17 protein-coding genes are annotated in these 21,260 nt (G+C 70.4%); 11 read left to right on the top strand and 6 right to left on the bottom strand.

Translation table 11 applies throughout. The features are described from left to right. Positions 1–5: 5 nt before the first annotated feature. A complete protein-coding gene (locus tag LHA35_RS16915; RefSeq protein ID WP_226610106.1) occupies positions 6–1,439 on the bottom strand; it encodes a helix-turn-helix domain-containing protein in 1,434 nt (477 codons plus the stop codon). 146 nt (positions 1,440–1,585) lie between these two features. Between LHA35_RS16915 and aceA the strand changes: the two genes are divergently transcribed. After that, positions 1,586–2,911, top strand: a complete 1,326-nt coding sequence (gene aceA / locus LHA35_RS16910) for an isocitrate lyase (protein WP_226610103.1) — start codon at positions 1,586–1,588, stop codon at positions 2,909–2,911. 68 nt (positions 2,912–2,979) lie between these two features. Further along, positions 2,980–3,186 (top strand): hypothetical protein, encoded by a 207-nt coding sequence (locus tag LHA35_RS16905; RefSeq protein WP_226610101.1) that lies wholly within the window; start codon positions 2,980–2,982, stop codon positions 3,184–3,186. Between the two features lie 193 nt (positions 3,187–3,379). Here LHA35_RS16905 and LHA35_RS16900 read toward each other — a convergent pair whose 3' ends face one another. The 3 genes from LHA35_RS16900 to LHA35_RS16890 all read right to left on the bottom strand — a co-directional run bounded on the left by LHA35_RS16900 (position 3,380) and on the right by LHA35_RS16890 (position 7,060). Further along, positions 3,380–4,360 carry a threonine ammonia-lyase gene (locus LHA35_RS16900; RefSeq protein WP_226610098.1) on the bottom strand — a complete coding sequence of 327 codons (981 nt, stop codon included), beginning with the start codon at positions 4,358–4,360 and terminating at the stop codon, positions 3,380–3,382. A gap of 35 nt (positions 4,361–4,395) precedes the next feature. Continuing rightward, complete coding sequence (locus tag LHA35_RS16895) at positions 4,396–5,538, bottom strand: NAD(P)/FAD-dependent oxidoreductase (protein WP_226610096.1); 1,143 nt, start codon at positions 5,536–5,538, stop codon at positions 4,396–4,398. 61 nt (positions 5,539–5,599) lie between these two features. Then, positions 5,600–7,060 (bottom strand): YsnF/AvaK domain-containing protein, encoded by a 1,461-nt coding sequence (locus LHA35_RS16890; RefSeq protein WP_226610093.1) that lies wholly within the window; start codon positions 7,058–7,060, stop codon positions 5,600–5,602. A 200-nt stretch (positions 7,061–7,260) separates the two neighbouring features. On the opposite strand from LHA35_RS16890, the gene LHA35_RS16885 reads away from it, so the two are divergent. From LHA35_RS16885 to LHA35_RS16855, 7 genes are all read left to right on the top strand, one after another. After that, complete coding sequence (locus tag LHA35_RS16885) at positions 7,261–8,619, top strand: ABC transporter substrate-binding protein (protein WP_226610091.1); 1,359 nt, start codon at positions 7,261–7,263, stop codon at positions 8,617–8,619. Between the two features lie 76 nt (positions 8,620–8,695). Beyond that, positions 8,696–9,634: a carbohydrate ABC transporter permease gene (locus LHA35_RS16880; RefSeq protein WP_226610088.1), complete on the top strand. Its 939-nt coding sequence runs from the start codon at positions 8,696–8,698 to the stop codon at positions 9,632–9,634. Then, positions 9,634–10,539 carry a carbohydrate ABC transporter permease gene (locus tag LHA35_RS16875; protein WP_226610086.1) on the top strand — a complete coding sequence of 302 codons (906 nt, stop codon included), beginning with the start codon at positions 9,634–9,636 and terminating at the stop codon, positions 10,537–10,539. The genes LHA35_RS16880 and LHA35_RS16875 overlap by 1 nt, the downstream gene beginning before the upstream one ends. Before the next feature lie 89 nt (positions 10,540–10,628). Further along, the gene (locus LHA35_RS16870; protein ID WP_226610083.1) at positions 10,629–11,732 is read left to right on the top strand and encodes an ABC transporter ATP-binding protein; all 1,104 of its coding nucleotides are present in this window, start codon (positions 10,629–10,631) and stop codon (positions 11,730–11,732) included. Positions 11,733–11,854: 122 nt separating this feature from the next. Continuing rightward, a complete protein-coding gene (locus LHA35_RS16865) occupies positions 11,855–12,940 on the top strand; it encodes a malate/lactate/ureidoglycolate dehydrogenase (RefSeq protein ID WP_226610081.1) in 1,086 nt (361 codons plus the stop codon). Between the two features lie 4 nt (positions 12,941–12,944). Next, complete coding sequence (locus LHA35_RS16860) at positions 12,945–13,700, top strand: hypothetical protein (protein ID WP_226610079.1); 756 nt, start codon at positions 12,945–12,947, stop codon at positions 13,698–13,700. Between the two features lie 374 nt (positions 13,701–14,074). After that, on the top strand, positions 14,075–15,295 hold the full coding sequence (locus LHA35_RS16855) for a urate hydroxylase PuuD (RefSeq protein ID WP_226610077.1): 1,221 nt from the start codon (positions 14,075–14,077) through the stop codon (positions 15,293–15,295). A 238-nt stretch (positions 15,296–15,533) separates the two neighbouring features. Here the strand turns inward: LHA35_RS16855 and LHA35_RS28700 are convergent, their stop codons facing one another. Together LHA35_RS28700 and LHA35_RS16835 are read right to left on the bottom strand one after the other, a co-directional pair. After that, the gene (locus tag LHA35_RS28700; RefSeq protein ID WP_264185602.1) at positions 15,534–17,819 is read right to left on the bottom strand and encodes a beta strand repeat-containing protein; all 2,286 of its coding nucleotides are present in this window, start codon (positions 17,817–17,819) and stop codon (positions 15,534–15,536) included. Between the two features lie 69 nt (positions 17,820–17,888). Continuing rightward, positions 17,889–18,932, bottom strand: coding sequence for an alpha/beta fold hydrolase (locus LHA35_RS16835; protein WP_226610075.1), 1,044 nt, complete (start codon positions 18,930–18,932; stop codon positions 17,889–17,891). Positions 18,933–19,078: 146 nt separating this feature from the next. On the opposite strand from LHA35_RS16835, the gene LHA35_RS16830 reads away from it, so the two are divergent. Together LHA35_RS16830 and LHA35_RS16825 are read left to right on the top strand one after the other, a co-directional pair. After that, on the top strand, positions 19,079–20,314 hold the full coding sequence (locus tag LHA35_RS16830; RefSeq protein ID WP_226610073.1) for an argininosuccinate synthase: 1,236 nt from the start codon (positions 19,079–19,081) through the stop codon (positions 20,312–20,314). Positions 20,315–20,341: 27 nt separating this feature from the next. Then, positions 20,342–21,118, top strand: coding sequence for a potassium channel family protein (locus LHA35_RS16825; protein WP_226610070.1), 777 nt, complete (start codon positions 20,342–20,344; stop codon positions 21,116–21,118). Positions 21,119–21,260: the final 142 nt, after the last annotated feature.

The raw sequence follows: 21,260 nt of genomic DNA, 5'->3' as shown, positions 1-21,260 counted from the left end.
AGGTGTCAGCCCGGTCCGGCCGGCGCGGCGCGGCGGCGCGGCGGCTCGAATTTGTAGGGCGCGTCGCTCGCCACCATGGGGTCGAGCGAGAGCCGGTGCTCCAGCGGCGGGAAGGCGCGGCTGCGGCAATCCATCCGGTCGCAGAGCCGGCAGGAGAGTCCGATGCCGACCATCGCCTTCTCCAGGTCCAGCCCGTCGCCATAGACCACCTCGGTGGCGCGGGAGATGTCGCAGCCCATGGCGACGACATAGACGGGCGGCGGCTCCCCCCAGCGCTGCGCCACGCCATGCACGGTGCGGGCGAAGCAGAGGAAGGTGCCGCCATCCGGCAGCTGCGCGAGCTGCACGCGCAGCGTGCCCGGCGTGGCGAAGGCCTGGTGCACGACCCATTTGGGGCAGGAGCCGCCGAAGCGCGCGAAGGGGAAGCCCGCCGCCGCCAGGCGCTTGCCGACATTGCCGGCCGGGTCCACGCGCAGGAAGAAGAAGGGCACGCCGCGCTGCGCCGGCTCGCCCGGCCGCTGCAGCGTGGTCAGGCGGTGGCAGGCCTGCTCGAAGGAGACGCCGAAGCGTGCCGCCAGCGCCTCCACATCATGCCGCAACTCGCGCGCCGCCGCGAGGAAGGGGCCGAAGGGCATCATCAGCGCGGCGGCGGCGTAGTTCAGCAGGCCGATGCGGATGAGCTGCCCGGCCTCGGTGCTCGACGGCTCGGTGCCCTGCATCGCCGCCTGCACGGCCTCGCCCGCTTCCAGCAGCATGAGCTGGAAGGCGAGGTGGAAGCCGCGGCTCTCGCGCGGCAGCGTCTCCGAGAGGTCGAGCCGCCGCCCGACCGGGTCGTAGCGGCGCAGCGCGCCGGGCAGGGCGCCGACGGTGACGACCAGCCCGTGCTTCTCCCGCAGCCGCTGCGCGACGGCGTGGTTCATCTCGGATGGGGCGGTCACGCCCATCTCGGCGGCGATCGCCTCGGCCGCCGCTTCCAGCTCGGCGAAGTGGTTGCTGCGGTCGTGGAAGAAATCGCGCGCCTCCTCGGTCGGCAGCAGGATGCGGCGCCCCGTCGGCAGGGCGATGCCGCCGGAATCCTCCCGCGCCACGCGCCAGGCGCGATAGAGCGCCAGCATGGCGCGCGCGGCATTCGGCGCGCTGCCAGCGAGGGTCGCGACCTCCTCCTCCGGCACCTGGTCGAGCCCCAGCAGCGGGTCCGACAGCACCTCGCGCAGCCCGGTCTCGATCGCCTTCTCCCGCATGCCGGAGAGGGCGGTGATGTCGACCTGCAGCGCCTCGGTCAGCTTGATCAGCAGGGTCGCGGTCACCGCCCGCTGATCATGCTCGATCAGGTTCAGATAGCTGGCGGAGATGCCGAGCCGCGCGGCCAGCGCCTGTTGCGCCAGGCCCTTCTCCTGCCGGAGCCGGCGGACGGTACGGCCGATCAGCGCTCGCGCCATGCTTCACTGCCTTTACAAATTTCACAAGTGGATTGTGAAAGCGACGACTGGTTTGCCGATTTTCACACCAATAAGACCTGAACTTCGGCGCCGCAATGTGAATTATTGACCTGCACACCGGGGCCAGCCCGATCAGGAGATCACCTATGCGCCAGACACCCGCCCCCCATTTCGCGCCGGATGGCAGCTTCGGCGGCGAGCGGCCCGAGCCCGGCCGGTTCGATGGCATCCGCCGCGACTACACGCCGGCCGATGTCGCGCGGCTCGCCGGCAGCTTCCGCATCCAGCACACCCTGGCCGACAGGGGCGCCCGCCGCCTGTGGCAGCTGCTGAAGACCGAACCCTATGTGAACACCCTCGGCGCGCTGACCGGCATGCAGGCCCTGCAGCAGGTGAAGGCCGGGCTGAAGGCGATCTATCTCTCGGGCTGGCAGGTGGCAGCGGATGCCAATACCGCCTCGACCATGTACCCGGACCAGTCTCTCTACCCCGTGGACAGCGTCCCCAACGTGGTGCGGCGGATCAACAACGCGCTGCGCCGCGCCGACCAGATCGCGGTACAGGAAGGGAAGGGCGACGACACCCACTACATGGCGCCGATCGTCGCCGATGCCGAGGCCGGCTTCGGCGGCGCGCTGAACGCCTATGAGCTGATGCGCGCCATGATCGATGCCGGCGCGGCGGGCGTCCACTTCGAGGACCAGCTGGCGTCCGAGAAGAAATGCGGCCATCTCGGCGGCAAGGTGCTGGTGCCGATCCAGCAGCATATCCGCACGCTGAACGCCGCCCGCCTCGCGGCCGACGTGGAGGGTGTGCCGACCGTCCTGCTCTGCCGGACGGATGCCGAGAGCGCCCAGCTTCTCACCAGCGACGTGGATGAGCGCGACCGGCCCTTCATCACCGATGACCGCACGCCGGAAGGCTTCTTCCGGATCAGGCCCGGCATGGGCAAGCAATACGCCATCGCCCGCAGCCTGGCCTATGCGCCCTATGCCGACCTGCTGTGGTGGGAGACCTCCGACCCCGACCTGCAGGATGCGCGCGACTTCGCCGAGGCGGTCCAGAAGGAATTCCCCGGCAAGATGCTCGCCTACAACTGCAGCCCGTCCTTCAACTGGCAGCGGAAGATGGGCATCGAGGCGGCGACCAGGTTCCAGCGCGAGCTGGGCGCCATGGGCTACAAATTCCAGTTCGTCACCCTCGCCGGCTTCCACAGCCTGAACCTGTCCATGTTCAAGCTGGCCCGCGGCTACAAGGACCGCGGCATGGGCGCCTATTCCGAGCTGCAGCAGGCGGAGTTCGCCGCCGAGGCCGAGGGCTTCACCGCGGTGCGCCACCAGCGCGAGGTGGGGGTGGGCTATTTCGACGCGGTCGCCACGGCGGCGGGCGGCGGCCAGTCCAGCACCACCGCGCTGGCGACCAGCACCGAGGCGGCGCAGTTCCACGACGGCGAGAAGGCGCACGCCCACTGACCACCCCGCCCCGCGCCGGGCGGCCGGCGCGGGACACCCCCACGGCCCCACGAAAAGGAAAACGTCCCATGTCCAACGACGATTACGACGACGGCCTGGTGCATTCCCACGCCTGGGCGACCGAGCCGCTGCCCGCCCCCACCGGCCCGATGCGCCGCGGCGCGACCATCGCCGCCGCCATGTCGGCCCATCCGGAGGAGGAGCCCTACGACGACGGGCTCGTCCACTGCCATGGCTGGGCCTGCAGCGAGCAGGGCCAGACCCCGCAGCGGTAAGGCGGGCCGGTGGGGGGGCTTACAGCGGATTGCGTTCAGAACTGAACGCTCATCCGCTGTAGCTCCTTGTTTTCCGAGCAGATTCACGCCTTCGGTCGTTCACGGCCTCTGGCGATCTGTTCTAGCCCCCTCGCCGGAGCCCGTCGGAGGCAAGGCTTTCCCGGCGGGGCCTGCCGTCCCCGCCGGAGGCGCGTCAGCCCGCCGCCAGCGCCTCCGCGAAGACCGCGGGATCCACATTGCCCCCGCTGATGACGATGCCGACCGTGCGTCCCCTGGTGTCCAGCCTGCCGGCCAGCACCGCCGCCAGCGCCACGGCACCGCCCGGCTCCGCCACGATCTTCAGGTGATCGAAGGCGAAGCGCATCGCCCGCAGCACCTCCGCCCGCGTCACCGCGATGCCGCCCGCGAGGCGCGGATGGTTGATGGCGAAGGTGAGGGCCCCGGGCTGCCGCGAGAGCAGCGCGTCGCAGAAATTCTCGCCCCTGCCGTCGGCCGGGATGCGCCGCCCCGCCTCCAGGCTGCGGCGGGTGTCATCCCACCCCTCGGGCTCCACCGCCCAGACCTCCGCCTCCGGCGCCAGCGCCTCGGCCGCCAGGGCGCAGCCGGCGATCAGCCCGCCCCCACCCGTGCACACCGCGAGCGCATCGAGCGCGAGGCCGGCCGCCTTCACGTCCTCCAGCAGTTCCAGCGCCACCGTGCCCTGGCCGGCGATGACATGCGGGTGGTCGAAGGGGGGGATCAGCGTCGCGCCGCGCTCCGCCGCCAGCCACGCCGCCAGCGCGTCCCGGTCCACGCCGTGGCGGTCGAAGGGATGGATCTCGGCGCCCCAGCGCCGCGTGCTCTCGACCTTGATGGCCGGCGCGTCGCTCGGCATGGCGATCAGCGCCGGCATGCCCAGCATGTGCGCGGCGCAGGCGAGGGCCTGGCCATGGTTGCCGGAGGAATGCGTGACCACGCCCGCGCGCCGCGCCGCCGGGTCCAGCAGCAGGGAGGCGTTGGTGGCGCCGCGCAGCTTGAAGCTGCCGGTCCTCTGCAAGGGTTCGGGCTTCACCAGCACGGTGCCGCCGGTAATCTCGTCCAGCAGCCGGTGGCGCAGCATCGGCGTGCGCACCACCTTGCCGCGCAGCCTGGCCGCCGCGGCCTCGACATCGGCGAAGCTGACCGTCTCGCTCATCGGGATGTCCTCAAGCCTGTGTTCGTCGATCGGCCTCACGCCTCCGGGCGCTGCCTCTCCCCGGCCATCCGCTCGAATCGGCGCGGATCGGTCAGCGGCGCCGCGGCCGCGATATCCGCCTCCGGCGCCGTGCCGTTCACCAGCGCCGCCAGCAGCCGGCCCGCCGCCGGCGCGGTCTGGATGCCGTAGCCGCCCTGGCCGACCATCCAGAAGAAGCCGGCCTCGCTGCCCTCGCCGATGGCGAGGCCGCGATCCGGCGTGAAGCTGCGCAGCCCGGCCCATTTGTGCTCGATCCTGGTCACCGGTATGTCCAGCGCCTGCTGCATCCGGTCGATGGCGACGGCGACGTCCAGCTCCTCCGGCTGGGCGTCGAGCGGCGCGCTGTCCGTCTCGTCGGCCGGGGAGACCATCAGCTTCCGCCGCGCCTCCGGCCGGACGTACCAGCTATGGTCCACATCGCCGAGCAGCGGCCAGTCCGTGCAGTCATGCGGGCCGGGGTCGATGATGCAGGCGGTGCGGCGCTTCGGCTGCAGGCCGAGGATATGCACGCCCGCCAGCGCCGCGACCTCGTCCCCCCAGGCGCCGGCGGCATCCACCAGGACGGGCGCGGCGAAGACGGCGCCGGTCGAGGCCTCCGCCCGCCAGAGCCCGGCTTCCTTCCAGATCCGGCCGGCGCGGTGGCGCAGCGCGAGCGTGCCGCCGCGTTCCGCGACCTGGCGGAGGAAGCCCTGGTGCAGGGCGGCGACGTCGATGTCGAAGCAGTCCGGCTCCAGCGCCGCCATGGCCGCATAGCCGGGCCGCAGGACGGGGACGCGGGCGCGCAGTGCGGCGAGGTCGAGCGGCCGCAGGTCCGGCGCTGCCGCCATCATCGCCTGCAGGTGCCCGACCTGCCCCGGTGGCGCCAGGTGCACCACGTCCCGTGCGCGGATCAGCGGCGCGGCGGCGAAGCCGGCGGGCGGCGAATCGAAGAAGGCGCGGGAGGCGGCGGTGAGGATGCGGGCATCCGGGCTGCCGTAATTCCGGATCCAGATGGCAGCGGAACGGCCGGTGGCGTGGTAGCCCGCGCTCTCCTCCGCCTCCAGCAGCGCGACGTGGCGCGTGGCGGCGAGGTGGGCGGCGGCGGTGGCGCCGGCCATGCCGGCGCCGATGACGATGGCCTCGACGGAACGGGTCTCCATCCCGCCATCGTCCATCCGGGCGGCGGCGGCGGCAAGGCCATCGCCGCCGCCGCCCGGCCGGTTACCGCCCCGGGTCGCGCGGCGGGGTGCCGGCGCCGCGGCGGCGCTCGTCCTCCACCTCCACCTCCACCTCGGTACGGCGGAGGGTGTCGGAGACGGTCTCGGTCCGCTCGGTCGCCTCCTTCCGGATCACCACCTCCTCGCGCACCCGTGCCTCCTTGTCGATCACCGCCTCCTCGGTCGATTCGTTCGCCTCGATCACGCGGTCCTGGAAATCGGCCCGCTCGCCCGCGCCGAGCGGCCGGTCCACCGGGCGGCGCTCCACCTGCACATGCTCCTCCCGCAGGCGCACCTGCTCCTCGACCGGCGTCTCGACGATGTAGCTGCGCACGCGGACGCGGCCATGAGTGACGTCGCGCTTGCCGACACGCAGCTGCTCCTCGACGATCGGGATCGCCTCGTCGCGCCCCGCCGCCATGCCGGGGGCCTGCGGGCCGCCGGCGCCACCGCTCACGCCTGCCGCCGTGCCGCGCGGCGCGGAGGTGCCGGTGCCCGCGCCTGCCACGGCCTGCGCCGCCGGGCCGACCGGCCGAACGGGCGGGGGGGCGATGCCGGCATCGACCGGCTTCGCGGTGCCAGCATTTGTGGCCCGCGCGCCGCCCTGGCCGGTGCCGGTCGAGGCAGGGCCGGCGGCATCCTTCCCCCCGGCCATGCCGCCGATCACGCCGCCGCCACCGCCCGTCCAGCCGCCCTGGCGCCACTCCGCCTCCCGCGCCTCCAGGTCGACGGCGCCGTTGCTCTCGAAGGCATCGGCCACCTTGTCGAGCCTGTCCTCCGGCGCCCGCACCGAGACCAAGATGCCGCCGCGGCGCAGGCCCTCGGCATAGGTGATCCGGTCCTCCTCCGGCAGGCTGAGATCGTGCAGCGAGGCGACGAAGCCGTGATGCGATTCGTCCCGGCGCTCATGCGTGCCGGCGGTCACGTTCTCGCTGCCGGCGGCATGGACCTGGATGGCGTTCCGGTCGATGTCGTGGTGCTGGACCATGTACTCCACCGCGCGCTCGGCGTCGGGTCTGCTGTCGAACAGTCCGGTGATGGTGCGCATGCCTTGGGCCTCCTGTTGGTTGGGCGCCAGCCGGGATGCAGGGGGGGGCAGGCGCTCGACCGCGGCCTGCTGCCGGCGGAGCGTGACCGGGACGGACTCGCGCCGCTCCTCGGTCCGCAGGCGGAGGCGGACCTCCTCCCGCAGCACCAGCCGGCGCTCGACGACCAGCACCTCCTCCAGCACCGGGATGACAAGGGTGTCACCCTCCTCCCGTACCGGCGGGGCCTCGGTCACCGGGCGCCCGACCGGCACGCGCTCGATCTCCACGCGGCGGTCGCGCAGCACCTCCTCCACCAGCCGGGTTTCCTCCCCGGTGGTGACGGCGATGCGGACGCGGCCGGTCGCGCGCTGGTTCTTCGCAATTCGAAGATGTTCTTCGAGCAGCGGGATGACCGATTCGGCCGATTCCCCCTCCATGCATCATTCCTTTGGCGGGACCCGTCCCCAACGGCGCCGCTACCGCGGATGTTCCGACCGGCAGCGCATCGTCAGGGCGGCGCCTCAGGCCATCCCCCCGTTGTCATGGCTTGCGCGTCGCGCCATGTTGCGCGCCAGGGCCGAAACAGGCCCAGTGGGACGTCCGGCGGGCACTTCCCGCCGCAACGGGAGGACAAGGAATGGCAGGCAATCGCTTGACCCGGCGCAGGCTGCTGCGCAATGGCGCCGGCGTGATCGCGGCGGGCGCGCTCTCCGCCCCGATGGTGCATGCGCAGGGTACCGGCGGCACGCTTCGCTGCGGCTGGTGGGACCACTGGGTGCCGGTCGGCAACAACATCATGCGGGAGCTCTGCCGGGAGTGGGGCGAGCGGAACCGCGTGGAGGTCGTCAGCGACTTCATCACCTCGGTCGGCAACCAGAACCTGCTGACCATCGCGGCCCAGGCACAGTCGCGCAGCGGCCACGACATCCTGGCCTTCCCGACCTGGGAGCCCTCCGCCCATGCCCGGCTGCTGGAGCCGGTGGACGATGTGGTCGGCCGCCTGGAGCAGAAATACGGCAAGATCGCCCCGGCGGCGGAATACCTCGGCAAGCGCGAGGGCGCCTGGCGCGCCGTCCCGGCCGTCTCCGGCACGCAGCTGAAGCCCGCCATGATCCGCTTCGACCTGCTGAAGCAGCATGCCGGCATCGACATCCAGGAGATGTGGCCGGCGAAGCCGGAGATGGGCCCGGGCGCCGACCGCTGGAACTGGGACACCTTCCTGATGGCGGCCGAGAAGTGCCACGCCGCTGGCGTGCCCTTCGGCCTGCCGATGGGGCAGTTCACCGATGCGGTGGACTGGGTCGGCGCGCTGTTCCGCGGCTATGGCGCCAGCATGCTCGACGAGAAGGGCAACGTCACCGTCCGCAACAACCCGAAGCTGCGCCAGGCGGTGGAATACCTGGTGCGCCTCTCCAAGTTCCTGCCCAATGATGTCTGGGCCTGGGACGACGCCTCCAACAATCGCTGGATGATCTCCGGCCGCGGCGCGCTGATCTTCAACCCGCCCTCCGCCTGGGCGGTGGCCAAGCGCGACAACCCCCAGGTGGCCGAGAAGATCTGGCAGGCGCCGATCCCGGCCGGGCCGGAAGGGCGCTTCGTGCCCTACCTGCCCTATTTCTGGGGCATCTGGAGCTTCAGCCGCAACAAATCCGCGGCGAAGAGCCTGCTGGAATTCCTCTCCGAGCGCAGCAGCGCCGAGCGGCAGACCACGACCAGCAGCGGCTACGACATCCCGCCCTTCCAGAGCATGTCCGACTTCAAGGTCTGGGAGACGGAGGGCCCGCCGCAGGGCGTGGTCTACAACTACCCGAACAAGCCGCACCAGAAGGGCGAGCTGAATGTCGCCTTCGCCCCGGCCCCGGCCGAGATCGCGGTGCAGGCCTACAACCAGGCGATCAACACCAAGGTGATCGCGCGCATCTCGCAGGGTGGCGAGAGCATCGACCAGGCGCTGGCCTGGGCGGAGCGGGAACTGCGCAACTTCGCGCGCGGCTGAGTGGTTTTGTGACCGGCCGGGCGGGGAACTTCCCTGCCCGTGCCCAAGGGAATCCCGAGTTGGGGGGAGGTGCGCCATGGCCGCCGACGGAACAATGACAGCCACCGCGCCGGCTGCGGTAAGCCCGGGGGTCAACAGCCTCCAGCGCTTCGCGCGCCGGCGATCCACCATCGCCTTCGTCATGGCGCTGCCGCTGCTCGCGGTCATCGGCGGGCTGGTGGTCTACCCGTTCTTCTATGCGCTCTACCTCTCCACCCTGAACCGCACCATGGTGCGGAACATCGGGCTCGGCAATTTCGAGATCCTGCTGGATACCGAAACCTTCTGGATGGTGATCTGGCAGAGCTGCATCTTCGCTGTCGGCGCCGTGCTGCTGAAGGCGCTGATCGGCTTCATCCTGGCGCACCAGCTGCACCACATCCCGGCCAAGGGCCAGAAGAAGTGGCGCGGCATGCTGCTGATCCCCTGGGTCATGCCGCCGGCGCTCTCCACCCTCGGCTGGTGGTGGATGTTCGATCCCTCCTACAGCTCCATCAACTGGCTGCTCAGCGTGGTCGGCGTGCCGGCGGTGCCCTGGCTGGGCGAGCCGAACTGGGCCCGCTTCGCCGTCATCCTGGTGAATGTCTGGGTCGGCGCGCCCTTCTTCATGATCATGTACCTGGCGGCGCTGAAATCGGTGCCGGACCAGCTCTATGAGGCGGCGGCGATCGACGGCGCGACGGGCTGGCAGGGGCTGCGGCACATCACCCTGCCGATGATGCGCAACATCATCAGCATCACGGTGCTGTTCAGCCTGATCGTCACCTTCGCCAATTACGACATCGTCCGGGTGCTGACCAATGGCGGCCCGCGCGACATGACCCACCTCTTCGCCACCTATGCCTTCCAGGTCGGCATCCTCTCGGGCAACGTGCCGCGCGGCGCGGCGGTCTCGCTCTTCATGTTCCCGCTGCTGGCGATCTTCGCCTTCTTCATCCTCCGCGACGTGACCAAGCGGAACAAGGAGCAGATGTGATGTCCGCCTCCACCGCCAACGCCGCCGCGCCGGCGGGTTCCTATTTCGGGCGCAAGGTCGGCTCGCTCTCGAAGGAGCGGCGCTGGGCGCTCGTCTCGGCCTATGTCTGCCTGGTGATCTTCGCCCTCTTCTTCCTGGCGCCGCCCATCTACATGCTGATCACCAGCTTCAAGACGAGCGCCGAGGTGGCGAACATGTCGGGCAGCCCCTGGCTGGTGCGCGACCCGACGCTGGAGAATTACGGCGCCATCCTCGGCGACCCGATGTTCCTGCGCTTCTTCCTGAACAGCGCCATCGTCACCGTGCTGGTGGTCTCGGTCACCATGGTGATCTCGGTGCTCGCCGCCTTCTCGCTGGCGCGGATGAAGTTCTGGGGCAGCCAGACCCTGGCGACCGGCGTCTTCCTGACCTACCTGGTGCCGGAGACGCTGCTCTTCATCCCGCTCTACCAGATCGTCGGTGGCCTCGGCCTGCTGAACTCGATCTGGGGGCTGGTGCTGGTCTACCCGACCCTGACCGTGCCCTTCTGCACCTGGATCATGATCGGCTACTTCGCATCCATCCCGAAGGAGCTGGACGAGGCGGCGCTGATCGACGGCGCCAACTGGATGCAGATGCTGACGAAGATCTTCATCCCCGTCGCGCTGCCCGGCATCATCGCCGCGACGATCTTCGCCTTCACCGTCTCCTGGGCCGCCTTCGTCTACCCGACCTCCTTCATCACCACGCCGGATTCCATGCCGCTGACCATCGGCATCGTCTCCCAGCTGGTGCGCGCGGACACCTTCGCCTGGGGACAGATCATGGCCGGCAGCCTGCTGGCGGCGCTGCCGCCCGTCATCCTCTACGCGCTGCTGATGGACTACTACATCGCCGGCCTGACCGCCGGTGCGACCAAGGGCTAGCCATCCGGTGGACCGGAGCGGCGGCGGCCCTGGCGGCCGCCGCGGAGGTCCGGAGCGGATGGCCCAAAGACAAGGGGGCGTTCGGGACAATGGCACAGGTATCGATCCGCAAGGTCGTCAAGGAATACGAAGGCGGCGTCCAGGCCGTGAAGGGCATCGACCTGGAGATCGACGACCACGAATTCGTCGTGCTCGTCGGCCCCTCCGGCTGCGGCAAGTCCACCACGCTGCGCATGATCGCGGGGCTGGAGGAGATCTCGGGCGGGGAGATCGCGATCGGCGGCACGATCGTGAACGACATCCCGCCGCGGGACCGGGACATCGCCATGGTGTTCCAGAACTACGCGCTCTACCCGCACATGACGGTCTACGACAACATGGCCTTCGGGCTCATGCTGCGGAAGTTCAGCAAGGAGGAGATCCGCCGGCGTGTCGAGAATGCCGCCCGCATCCTCGATATCGGCATGCTGCTCGATCGCAAGCCGAAGGCGCTCTCGGGCGGGCAGCGGCAGCGCGTGGCCATGGGCCGCGCCATCGTGCGCGACCCCAAGGTCTTCCTCTTCGATGAACCGCTCTCCAACCTCGACGCCAAGCTGCGCGTGCAGATGCGGACCGAGATCAAGAAGGTCCACCAGACCGTCAAGACCACCACGGTCTACGTCACCCACGACCAGGTGGAGGCGATGACGCTCGCCGACCGCGTGGTGGTGATGAACCACGGCGTGATCGAGCAGGTCGGCCCGCCGACCGAGCTCTACCACCGCCCCGCGACCAAATTCGTCGCCGGCTTCATCGGCAGCCCGGCGATGAATTTCCTGCCGGCGAAGCTGGTGAACGGTGGCGCGGCGCTGAACGTGCAACTGCCGGAGGGCATCACCCTGCCGGTGCCGGCCGAGCGCACCCAGCGCTACCAGCCCTATGCCGGCAAGGAGGTTCTCTTCGGCCTCCGGCCCGAACACCTGACCGAGGTGCGGCCGAACGACCACCGCCCGAACCTGGCGCCCGTGCAGCTGACGCCCGAGGTGGTGGAGCCGATGGGCATGGAGACGCTGGTGCATTTCTGGCTGCAGGGCACCGAGGTCAGCGCCCGCATCGACCCGGCCATCCCGGCCGAGCCCGGCCGCCCGCTGCCGCTGGCCGCCGATATGAGCCAGATGCACCTGATCGACCCGCAGACCGACAAGGTCATCTAGGGGGCGGCGCCTATGTGCCGGCACGCAGAACCGCCCTCCGTCGCCGGCCGCATGTCGCATTCTGGCGGGAAAGGGCGCGGCGGGGCTTGCCCTCCGCGCCCTTTTGGCATGAGTAGGGAAGCATGGACACCAACGCCCCGGTGCTGATCGGCGCCGATACGCTCGAGACGCTCGTCGCCAACATCTTCCGCGCCAATGGCTGCGACGATGCCGAGGCCGGGCGCATCTCCCACCACCTCCTCGGCGCCAACCTGGCCGGGCATGACAGCCATGGCGTGGTCCGGGTGCCCCGCTATGTCGAATGGCAGCAGGCCGGCTACATCCTCGCGGGCCAGAGCGCCGATGTCGTGACGGATGGCGGCGCCTTCGCCCTGCTGGACGGGAAATTCGGCTTCGGCCAGACCGTCGCGCCGCAGGCGACGGCGCTCGGCATCGAGCGGGCGCGGAAGCACGGCACCGCCGTCATCGCGCTGCGCAATGCCGGCCATGTCGGCCGCATCGGCGCCTATGCCGAGCAGGCGATCGAGGCCGGACTGATCTCCATCCATTTCGTCAATGTCGCAGGCAGCGTGCTGGTCGCGCCCTTCGGCGGGACGGAGCGGCGCTTCTCCACGGCCCCCTTCAGCGTCGGCGTGCCCACCGACCCGCCGGTGGTGCTGGATTTCGCCACCTCCCGCGTCGCGGAGGGCAAGGTGCTGGTCGCCTCGAACGGCGGCAAGCCGCTGCCGCATGACGCGCTGATCGAGCCGGACGGCCGCCTCTCCGCCGACCCGCATACGCTCTACGGCGACTATCCGCCGGTCGGGCCGCGCAACCCGGCCAATGGCCTCGGCGCCATCCGCGCCTTCGGCGAGCACAAGGGCTCCGGCCTCGCCTTCATGTGCGAGCTGCTGGCCGGCGCCTTCACCGGCGGCGGGTGCTCCGGCCCGGTGGATGCGCGCGGGCGCATCGCCAATGGCATGCTCTCCATCTACATCTCGCCGCAGCATTTCGGCACCGATGCCGAGTTCCGGAAGACCGCCGAGGATTACGTCGCCTGGGTGAAGTCCTGCCGCCCCGACACCCCGGGCGGAGAGGTGCTGGCGCCCGGCGAGCCGGAAGCGCGGCTGCGCGCCGAGCGCCTGGCGAAGGGGGTGCCGCTGCAGCCGGATACCTGGGAAGGCATCGTCCGCTGCGCCCGTTCCCTCGGCGTCGCCACCCCGAACTGAGCGCGTGTCCGGGACGCTGACCGCGGCGGCGCGCTATGCCCGCTACGCGCCCATTCGCCGGCACCTCCTGACGGAGGCGTCGAAGCGCATCCCACTGGCGAGCGTCGCCAGCCAGGCGCGCGCCCTGACGCTCTGGGACGGCAAGCAGGTGGTGCCGGCGGATGAGATGCAACTCGCCGCCGTCCTCGACCTCGGCGTGCTCGATCCGGTGGGCGGCCATGGCCGCGCCATCGAACGCCAGGCCAGGGCCGAGCCGCCGCTGCCGGGCAGCGAGGAGGACCGCATGCTGCGCGCCCTGATGGAGGCGCGTTTCGGCCTGTACCGGCTGCTCGGCCCGCGGCCGGAGGGTGGCGTGGCGGCGGAAGCTTTCCCGGATGGTGCGCCGGTGGTGATCTGGGACAACCACCTGATGCGCGGCCGCGCACCCGGCACGCTGGTCGGCGCCCGTCTGGCCTTCCCGGAGGACGACCTGGCGATGACCTGCGGCACCGCCATCGCGCTCGACAGCCGGGCGGTGGAGCGGCTGCTGCTGGGCACGCCGCCGCAGCGCGGCCCGGTCTTCCCCAGCCTGCCCTTACCCGATGACGGCCCGGCGCTGGAACGGCTGGTGGCGGAGCCGGCGGCGCGGATGCGTCTCGCCGCCCTGCGGAACGGGCCGGGCTTCGCGGTGATGGTCACCCGCACGGCCATCGATCTCGGCCTGATGGGGGCGATCCCCGGCCGGACACCGCCGGAGGCGATGCCGCCGCGCGGCGCCTAGAGCAGATCGCGGAGGGGCGTGAACGCCCCGCAGCGTGAAGCTGCTTTACAAACAGCGCTCTACAGCGGATTGGCGTTCAGTTCTGAACGCCAATCCGCTGTAGAGCGGATCGCGGACGGGCGTGAACGTCGGGAAGCGTGACTCTGCCCGAAAAACAAGGGGCACCAGCGGATCGGGGGGCGGGCCTCTGCCCGCTCCGCTGCCGGCATGTCGCTTGCCGCCGGCAGCGGCCAGGGCGTAACAGGGCGGCCGGGGGATGGACGCCGGGACCTCGCGCAGTCTGGCCGAAGGGGACCGGAATTGTCGGATCAGGGATGGAGTGTGGTCGGGGCACCGTCGCCACGGGGCCACCGCGCTCGGGGGGCGGGGTGCTGATGGATCCCTATCTCCATGAATGGGGCGGCATGCTGCTCCGCTGGCTGCATGTGCTGGCCGCCATGGCCTGGATCGGCAGCAGCTTCTACTTCATGCATATCGACGCCCTGCTGAAGCCCGTGCCGGAGATTCCTGCCGGCAAGGGCGGCCAGATGTGGGAGGTGCATGGCGGCGGCTTCTACCAGGTGCGGAAATGGCTGGTGGCGCCGGGCGAACTGCCGCCGCAACTGCTCTGGCACAAATGGGAGGCGTACACGACCTGGCTCTCGGGCTTCTGCCTGCTGGCGTGGATGTATTACGGCGCCTCCGAACTCTTCCTGATCGATCCCGGGGTCGCGGATATCGGCCCGGTGACGGCGGCGGCGATCGGCATCGGCTCGCTGGGGCTCGGCTGGGTTGCCTATGACCGGCTCTGCCGGTCCAGGATCGGCGAGAGCGAGGCGGGGCTGGCCGCCATCGGCCTCGGCTTCGTCATGCTGCTGGCCTTCCTGTTCCAGCAGGTCTTCAGCGGCCGCGGCGCCATGATCCATACCGGGGCGGTGATGGCGACCTGGATGGCGGGCAATGTCGCCATGGTCATCATCCCCAACCAGCGCAAGGTGATCGCCGCGCTGATGAGGGGGGAGGCGCCGGACCCCGCCCTCGGCAGGATCGGTAAGCTGCGCAGCACGCACAACAACTACCTGACGCTGCCCGTGCTGTTCCTGATGCTGGCGAACCACTACCCGATGCTGTGGTCCACGCCCTTCGCCTTCGTCATCACCGGGCTGATCCTGGTGGCAGGGGCGGTGATCCGCGTCTTCTACAACCTGCGCCACGGCGGCCGCGGCAATGCCTGGTGGTGCTGGGCCGTCGCCGCCGCCTGCATCCTGCTGGCGGGCATCGTCAGCCTGACCTCCTCGCCGGTCGGGCGGGAACGCCTGGGCCTCGCGGCGGTCGAGGCATCCGGCACCGCGCTGCCGCGCGGCGTGGCGCCGCCGCCGGCCGAGGTGGTGGAGATCGTGACCGGCCGCTGCGCCATGTGCCATGCGGCGGCGCCGGTCTGGGCCGGCATCTCGATCGCGCCCAAGGGCGTGCGGCTGGACACGCCGGAGCATATCGCGCGGGAGGCGGCGGCAATCCGCCTGCAGGCGGTGCTGAGCAATGCCATGCCGCCCAACAACATCACGCGGATGGAGCCGGAGGAGCGCCGCGCGCTGGCCACCTGGCTGGCGCGTTGAAGGAGGGGAGGGCGAGGCGCCTCCGCCCCGGTGCCCGGCGGCCGGCATGGCGGCGGGCCGGCCCTGCGCACCCGATGTCAGGCCGGCATAGATCCTGACCGGCAGCCGCCATGAGGGGGCCGGGGACGCAGACATGCATCCGCATGCCTGCGGGACGGTATCAGTTGCCCACCGGGATGGCCGTCTCGCCGGGGATGGGGACCGGCGCGCCCCTCCACCTGGCGGCGCCGGTTTCTGTTCAGATGACGGACCACTCGGTGCCGGGATTGCCGAGCGGGGTTGCCGACTTCACTGTCGCGCCGTCCATCAGCCAGAGCGCGACCGAGCCGTCGGTGCTGCGCCAGAAGATGTCAGCCTTTCCGTCGCCGTCGAAGTCGCCCACCTGTGCCACCGTCCAGGCCGTGCCCGGCGCGGCGACCTCGGTCGTGGAGAGGACCGTGAAGCCGTCCACCATCGAGACGGCGACCCTCCCGTCATCCGCGCGCCACAGGATGTCGGCCTTCCCGTCGCCATTGAAGTCGCCGGTGCCGGCGATCCGCTGGTTCGCGCCGGGGGAGGCGATGGTGGCCCCGCCGAGGCCGGTGGTCCCGTCCATCCTCCAGACGGCAACGCTGCCGTCGTCATGGCGCCACAGGATGTCACCGCGGCCGTCGCCGTCGAAATCGGCGAGGCCCGCGACCGTCCAGGCCGTATCGACCTGGGCGATGCTCGCCCCTCCGGAGAACACCGTGCCCCGCATCAGCCAGACGGCGAGGGTGCCATCCGTGTGCCGCCAGACGATGTCGGCGAAGCTGTCGCCGTTCAGGTCGCCGGCCGCCGCGATGGACCATGCAGCATCGACATGGGCGAAGGTCCCGCCGCCGCTGACGAAACCGCCGTCGATCTGCCAGAGCGCGACCCAGCCATCGGTATGCCGCCACAGGATGTCGGCCTTCCGGTCGCCGTTGAAATCGGCGACCTCGGCCGCCGTCCAGCCCGCGCCCACATCGGCGCTGAAGCCGGTGGTGCCGGCGGTGCCCTGCATCGACCAGGTGGTGATCGCGCCGCTGGAATGGCGCCAGAGGATATCGGAGGTGCCGTTGCCGTTGAAGTCGTTCGCCGTCGCCCCGACGACGATGACTGTGCGGTCGCTGAAGCGCAGCGCCTCGACATCGGTCAGCGTGTCCGTCCCCTCGGCGGTCGTCACCGTCCAGCTGCCGGTGGTCGGATTCCGCGACCAGGTCGCGGCGCTGGAGAGGGTGGTATAGAGAGCGATGTCGAAGCCCGCGCCGCCCTGGAGGAGATCGTTGCCGTCGCCGCCGCGCAGGGTATCGTTGCCCTCGCCGCCCAGCAGGGTATCGGCGCCGCCGCCGCTGAGGAGATCGTTGCCGGTGCCGCCGGTGAGCAGGTTCTCGGCATCGGAGCCGAGCAGGGTGTCGGCGAAGTCGGTGCCGATCACGCCCTCGATGCCGGTGATGGTGTCGGTGCCGCCCCAGCTGTCGCGGGCGGTGCCGGCGGCGAGGCCGGCGCCGCTCACCGTCTCGGTGGCGCTGCTGAGGTTGACGATCACGCCGGTGGTGATCGGGCTGGTGCTCCAGACGGAGTAGTCGAGGACGTCGAAGCCGAGCCGGCCGTCGATGAGGTCGTTGCCGGCATCGCCGGCCAGGGTGTTGTCGCCGTGCGAGCCCTTGATGGTGTCGTTGCCCAGCCCGCCATAGGCCCGCTCGATGGAGCTCAGGCTGGACTGGCTGCCGGCATGGGTGGCGAAGCCGGCATAGGCGCCGCCGGTGGAATCCGTGCCGAGATCGACGACCACCGCGGCCGAGCCCTGGTAGCGCCAGGTGTCGGTGCCGGCGCCGCCGGCGATGGTCTTGTTGCCGCCGCCGGAGAGGATGAAGGTATCATCGCCGCTGCTGCCGATCAGCGTGTCGGCGCCGCCGTTCGAGGCGAGCACGGCGCGGACATTGACGAGGCTGTCGGTGCCGCCCTGGCCGTCGGAGGCGGTGCCGGCGCCGAGATCGACGCGGATCGCCGTGGTGACGCCGTTGTAGTCGGCGACCACCCGGTCGGTGCCGTTGCCGATGATGGTATCGTCGCCGGCGCCGCCACGAATGATGAAGGCGAGACCGCCAGTGGCACCGATGGCGGAGAGATCGAATCTATCGGCCTGGCTGTTGCCGAAGACCTGGTTGATGTTGCTGAGCGTGTCGGTGCCGTCGGTCTTGGTGACGGTGGCCGATGTGCTGCTGGTGAAGACAACGCTGACCCCGGCCCCGCCATAACCCGCGGCCCCGCGGTAATCCATGGTGTTGCGGGTGCTCAGCTCGCCGCCATCAACCGTATCGTTGCCGGTGCTGCCGATGATGGTATCAGCACCAGCGCCGCCGAGGATCAGGTCGTTGCCATGGCCGCCATTCAGGCGATCATCGCCCGCGCCACCATCAATCGTGTCATCCGCGCCGGTCGGCACGCCACCCGTGACGCCGGCCGAAACCCCGGTCGGCAGAATGGTGTCGGCGCCCGCCGTTCCTGTGATGACCGCCATGGCAAACCCCGATACGCTGATGTGACGGGGCGCCTGATAAACTAAATGTGAGGAATTTCCATCGCGAAATTATCGCCCTGGTTGTGTTCTCCCGATGCAGTCCGGTGCCTGGCGTTCAATGAAGTGCAGCAAACATTCCCCGTAGCTCTGTGTGAAACGCCAGTCGGCACCGGCCCCGTGGCCGACAAGTCCGTTCGGCCGATCCAAAAAAAGCAAACTGCCGATCTTCGGCGTGGCGAGTGACCGGAATAGCGTCGCGCGCCCGCCCGGATCGGGGTCGAATTCATCCTGGGCGAAATTGGCGACCACCACCCGGGCCGTGGGGCTGCGCGCCGCCGTGACGATCCGCTGCAGATCCTCCAGCGCCCAGGCCCAGGCCGGGCTGCCGCGCGCGCCATGGGCAGCGGGGGCGATCGCCACCACCCCATCGACCAGCCCGGGCGTGTCCAGCACCTGCAGCGCATTCCAGGCCCCGCGCGACTGGCCACCCATCACGATGCGCGCATAGCCCTGGGCGCGCAGCACCTGCAGGGCGTTCCGCAACCAGTCCGCGGCGATGTCGGTCTCATCGGTCGCGGGCGCCCGGTCGAAGCGCAGCACGTCATAGCCTTCGTTGTTGAAGACGCGGACGTGCGGCTGGGGCTGGCTGCCGCGGCTGTCCTGCCCGCCCGCGGCGCGGCCATGCGCCCAGACATAGGCGCCGCGCGCGGCTTGCGGCCCCTGCCAGAGGAAGCGCCCATCCGGCACCAGCGTCCAGCCCGGCCCCGCCTTGATGGGGGTGGCGTCCGGGACCGGCGGCGGCGGGCTTTCGCGCCCTGGCCAGACCACGGCCAGGTCGCGGGCATAGATCCGGCAGCCCCCGCCGCCCCAGGAGGCGCAGAGCTCCAGCGCCCGCGCCTCGGTCGCTGCGGCCGTCGGCAGCGCCGCGGCCCAGCCCCAGGCGCCCTCGGGGCTGAGGGCGAAGGCGCGCGGCGTCGCCTGCAACAGGAAGCTTGCATAGTCCTCCCGCCCTTCCCGGCCGAGATGCGGCACGGCGGCGATATCGAGGACCGGGGCGCGTGGCGGCTCGGCCCGGGCGGGGGCCAGGGCGGCGGCACACAGGATAAAATACAAGAGTATGTGATATCCCATAAAGGTGAGGAAACCACATCACCGGTGCCGCTTGCAACTAGCCTCTTGTCGCATGGACGCGGTCGGGGCAGGACACCGCTGCTTCTCGGGCCGAAGGGTGTCCCCTCGGCCGGCCAAGGAATCTTTCGATGCGCGTGAAGGACGTGAAGAAGGTGGTGCTCGCCTATTCCGGCGGGCTTGACACCAGCGTCATCCTGAAGTGGCTGCAGACCACCTATCGGTGCGAGGTCGTGACCTTCACCGCCGATCTCGGCCAGGGGGAGGAGCTCGGCCCGGCCCGGGACAAGGCGCTGCTCCTCGGCATCCGGCCCGAGAACATCTTCATCGACGACCTGCGGGAGGAATTCACCCGCGACTTCGTCTTCCCGATGTTCCGGATGAACGCCCTCTATGAGGGGCAGTACCTGCTGGGCACGTCCATCGCCCGCCCCCTGATCGCCAAGCGGCAGATCGAGATCGCCGAAGCGGTCGGGGCGGACGCCGTCGCCCATGGCGCGACCGGCAAGGGCAACGACCAGGTCCGGTTCGAGATCGGCTACTACGCCCTGAAGCCGGATGTGAAGGTCATCGCCCCCTGGCGCGAATGGGACCTGACCAGCCGGACGAAGCTGATCGAGTTCGCCGAGCAGAACCAGATCCCGATCGCCAAGGACAAGCGCGGCGAGGCGCCCTTCTCGGTGGACGCCAACCTGCTGCACTCCTCCTCCGAGGGGAAGATCCTGGAGGAGCCCTGGGACGCCCCGGACGAGATGGTCTGGCAGCGCACCATCAGCCCGATGGACGCGCCGGACAGCCCGACCGAGATCGTCATGGAGTTCGAGCGCGGCGATGCCATTGGCATCAACGGCAAGCGCCTCTCCCCCGCCGCGCTGCTGACCGAGCTGAACGCGCTCGGCAAGGCCAACGGCATCGGCCGGCTGGACCTGGTGGAGAACCGCTTCGTCGGCATGAAGTCCCGCGGCTGCTACGAGACGCCCGGCGGCACCATCCTCTGGCAGGCGCACCGCGCCATCGAGAGCATCACGCTCGACCGCGAGGCGGCGCACCTCAAGGACAGCCTGATGCCGCGCTATGCGGAGCTGGTCTATAATGGCTTCTGGTTCAGCCCGGAGCGCCGGATGATCCAGTCCATGGCGGATGAGAGCCAGAAGAGCGTGACCGGCGAGGTCCGGCTCAAGCTCTACAAGGGCAATGTCATCGTCACCGGCCGGCGTTCGCCGAACAGCCTCTATTCCATGAAGCACGTCACCTTCGAGGAGGACCAGGGCGCCTACGACCAGTTCGATGCGCAAGGGTTCATCAAGCTGAACGCGCTGCGGCTCCGCCTCGGCGCCATGGCCGGCCGCAAGGGCGGCGCCCTCTAGGCCGGGCCGGCGCGCTTGGTCCGGGAGATGGCGAGGCAGCACGGCCTGCGGGTCGTGCTGCGCCACCTCTATGAGGCGGGGACGCCGCCGGCCAAGCGCTTCCGCTATGCCCTGCTCGGGCTGGACGTGCTCAGCATCGGCTGGATCGTCACGGCCTCCTTCCTGCCCCTGACCACCTTCGAGCTGACGGTGGACGTCCTGCTCGGCCTGCTGCTGCTCACCGAGTTCGGCTTCCGCATCGCGGCCAGCGGCGTGCCGCGCCGGACCCTGTTCAGCCCGCTCAACCTCGCCGACCTGGTTGCCATCCTGTCGCTGATCCTGGCGCCCTTCCTGCAGGGGGCGGCCGCCTTCCTGCGCGTGCTGCGCACCCTGCGGCTGCTGCATTCCGTCCGGCTGATCACCACGCTCCGCAGCGACCTGCCCTTCTTCCGCCGCAACGAGGAGGCGACGCTCGCCGCCGCCCACCTCCTCGTCTTCCTCTTCATCATGAGCGGCGTGGTCTTCGAGACGCAGCACCGCACCAATCCGGGCATCCATAATTACGCAGACGCGCTCTACTTCACCGTCACCACGCTCACCACCACCGGCTTCGGCGACATCACCCTGCCCGGGATCACGGGGCGGATGCTCTCGGTGGTGATCATGCTGGCCGGCGTCACGCTCTTCCTGCGGCTCGCCCAGGCATTGTTCCGCCCGGTGAAGGTGCGCTATCCCTGTCCCGCCTGCGGGCTGGAGCGGCACGAGCCGGATGCCGTGCACTGCAAGGCCTGCGGCCAATTGCTGAACATCCCGAATGAGGGCTAGGCCCGACCCGACATGCATCGCCCCGAGCGCCCTGCCGCCGCCGGCGCGCCCGGCCCTGTCGCAGGGCGCGCGCCTCGCCCGCCATGGCGGGGCGCGGCCCTGACCGGCCGGCCGGCCCCGCGCGGGCCGCGGCGCGTCCCGC

The sequence above is a fragment of the Roseicella aerolata genome (assembly GCF_020523605.1).
Lineage (GTDB): Bacteria > Pseudomonadota > Alphaproteobacteria > Acetobacterales > Acetobacteraceae > Paracraurococcus > Paracraurococcus aerolatus.
The sequence above is the reverse complement of the archived record's forward strand: the minus strand, read 5'-3'. Positions and strand labels throughout refer to the sequence as shown.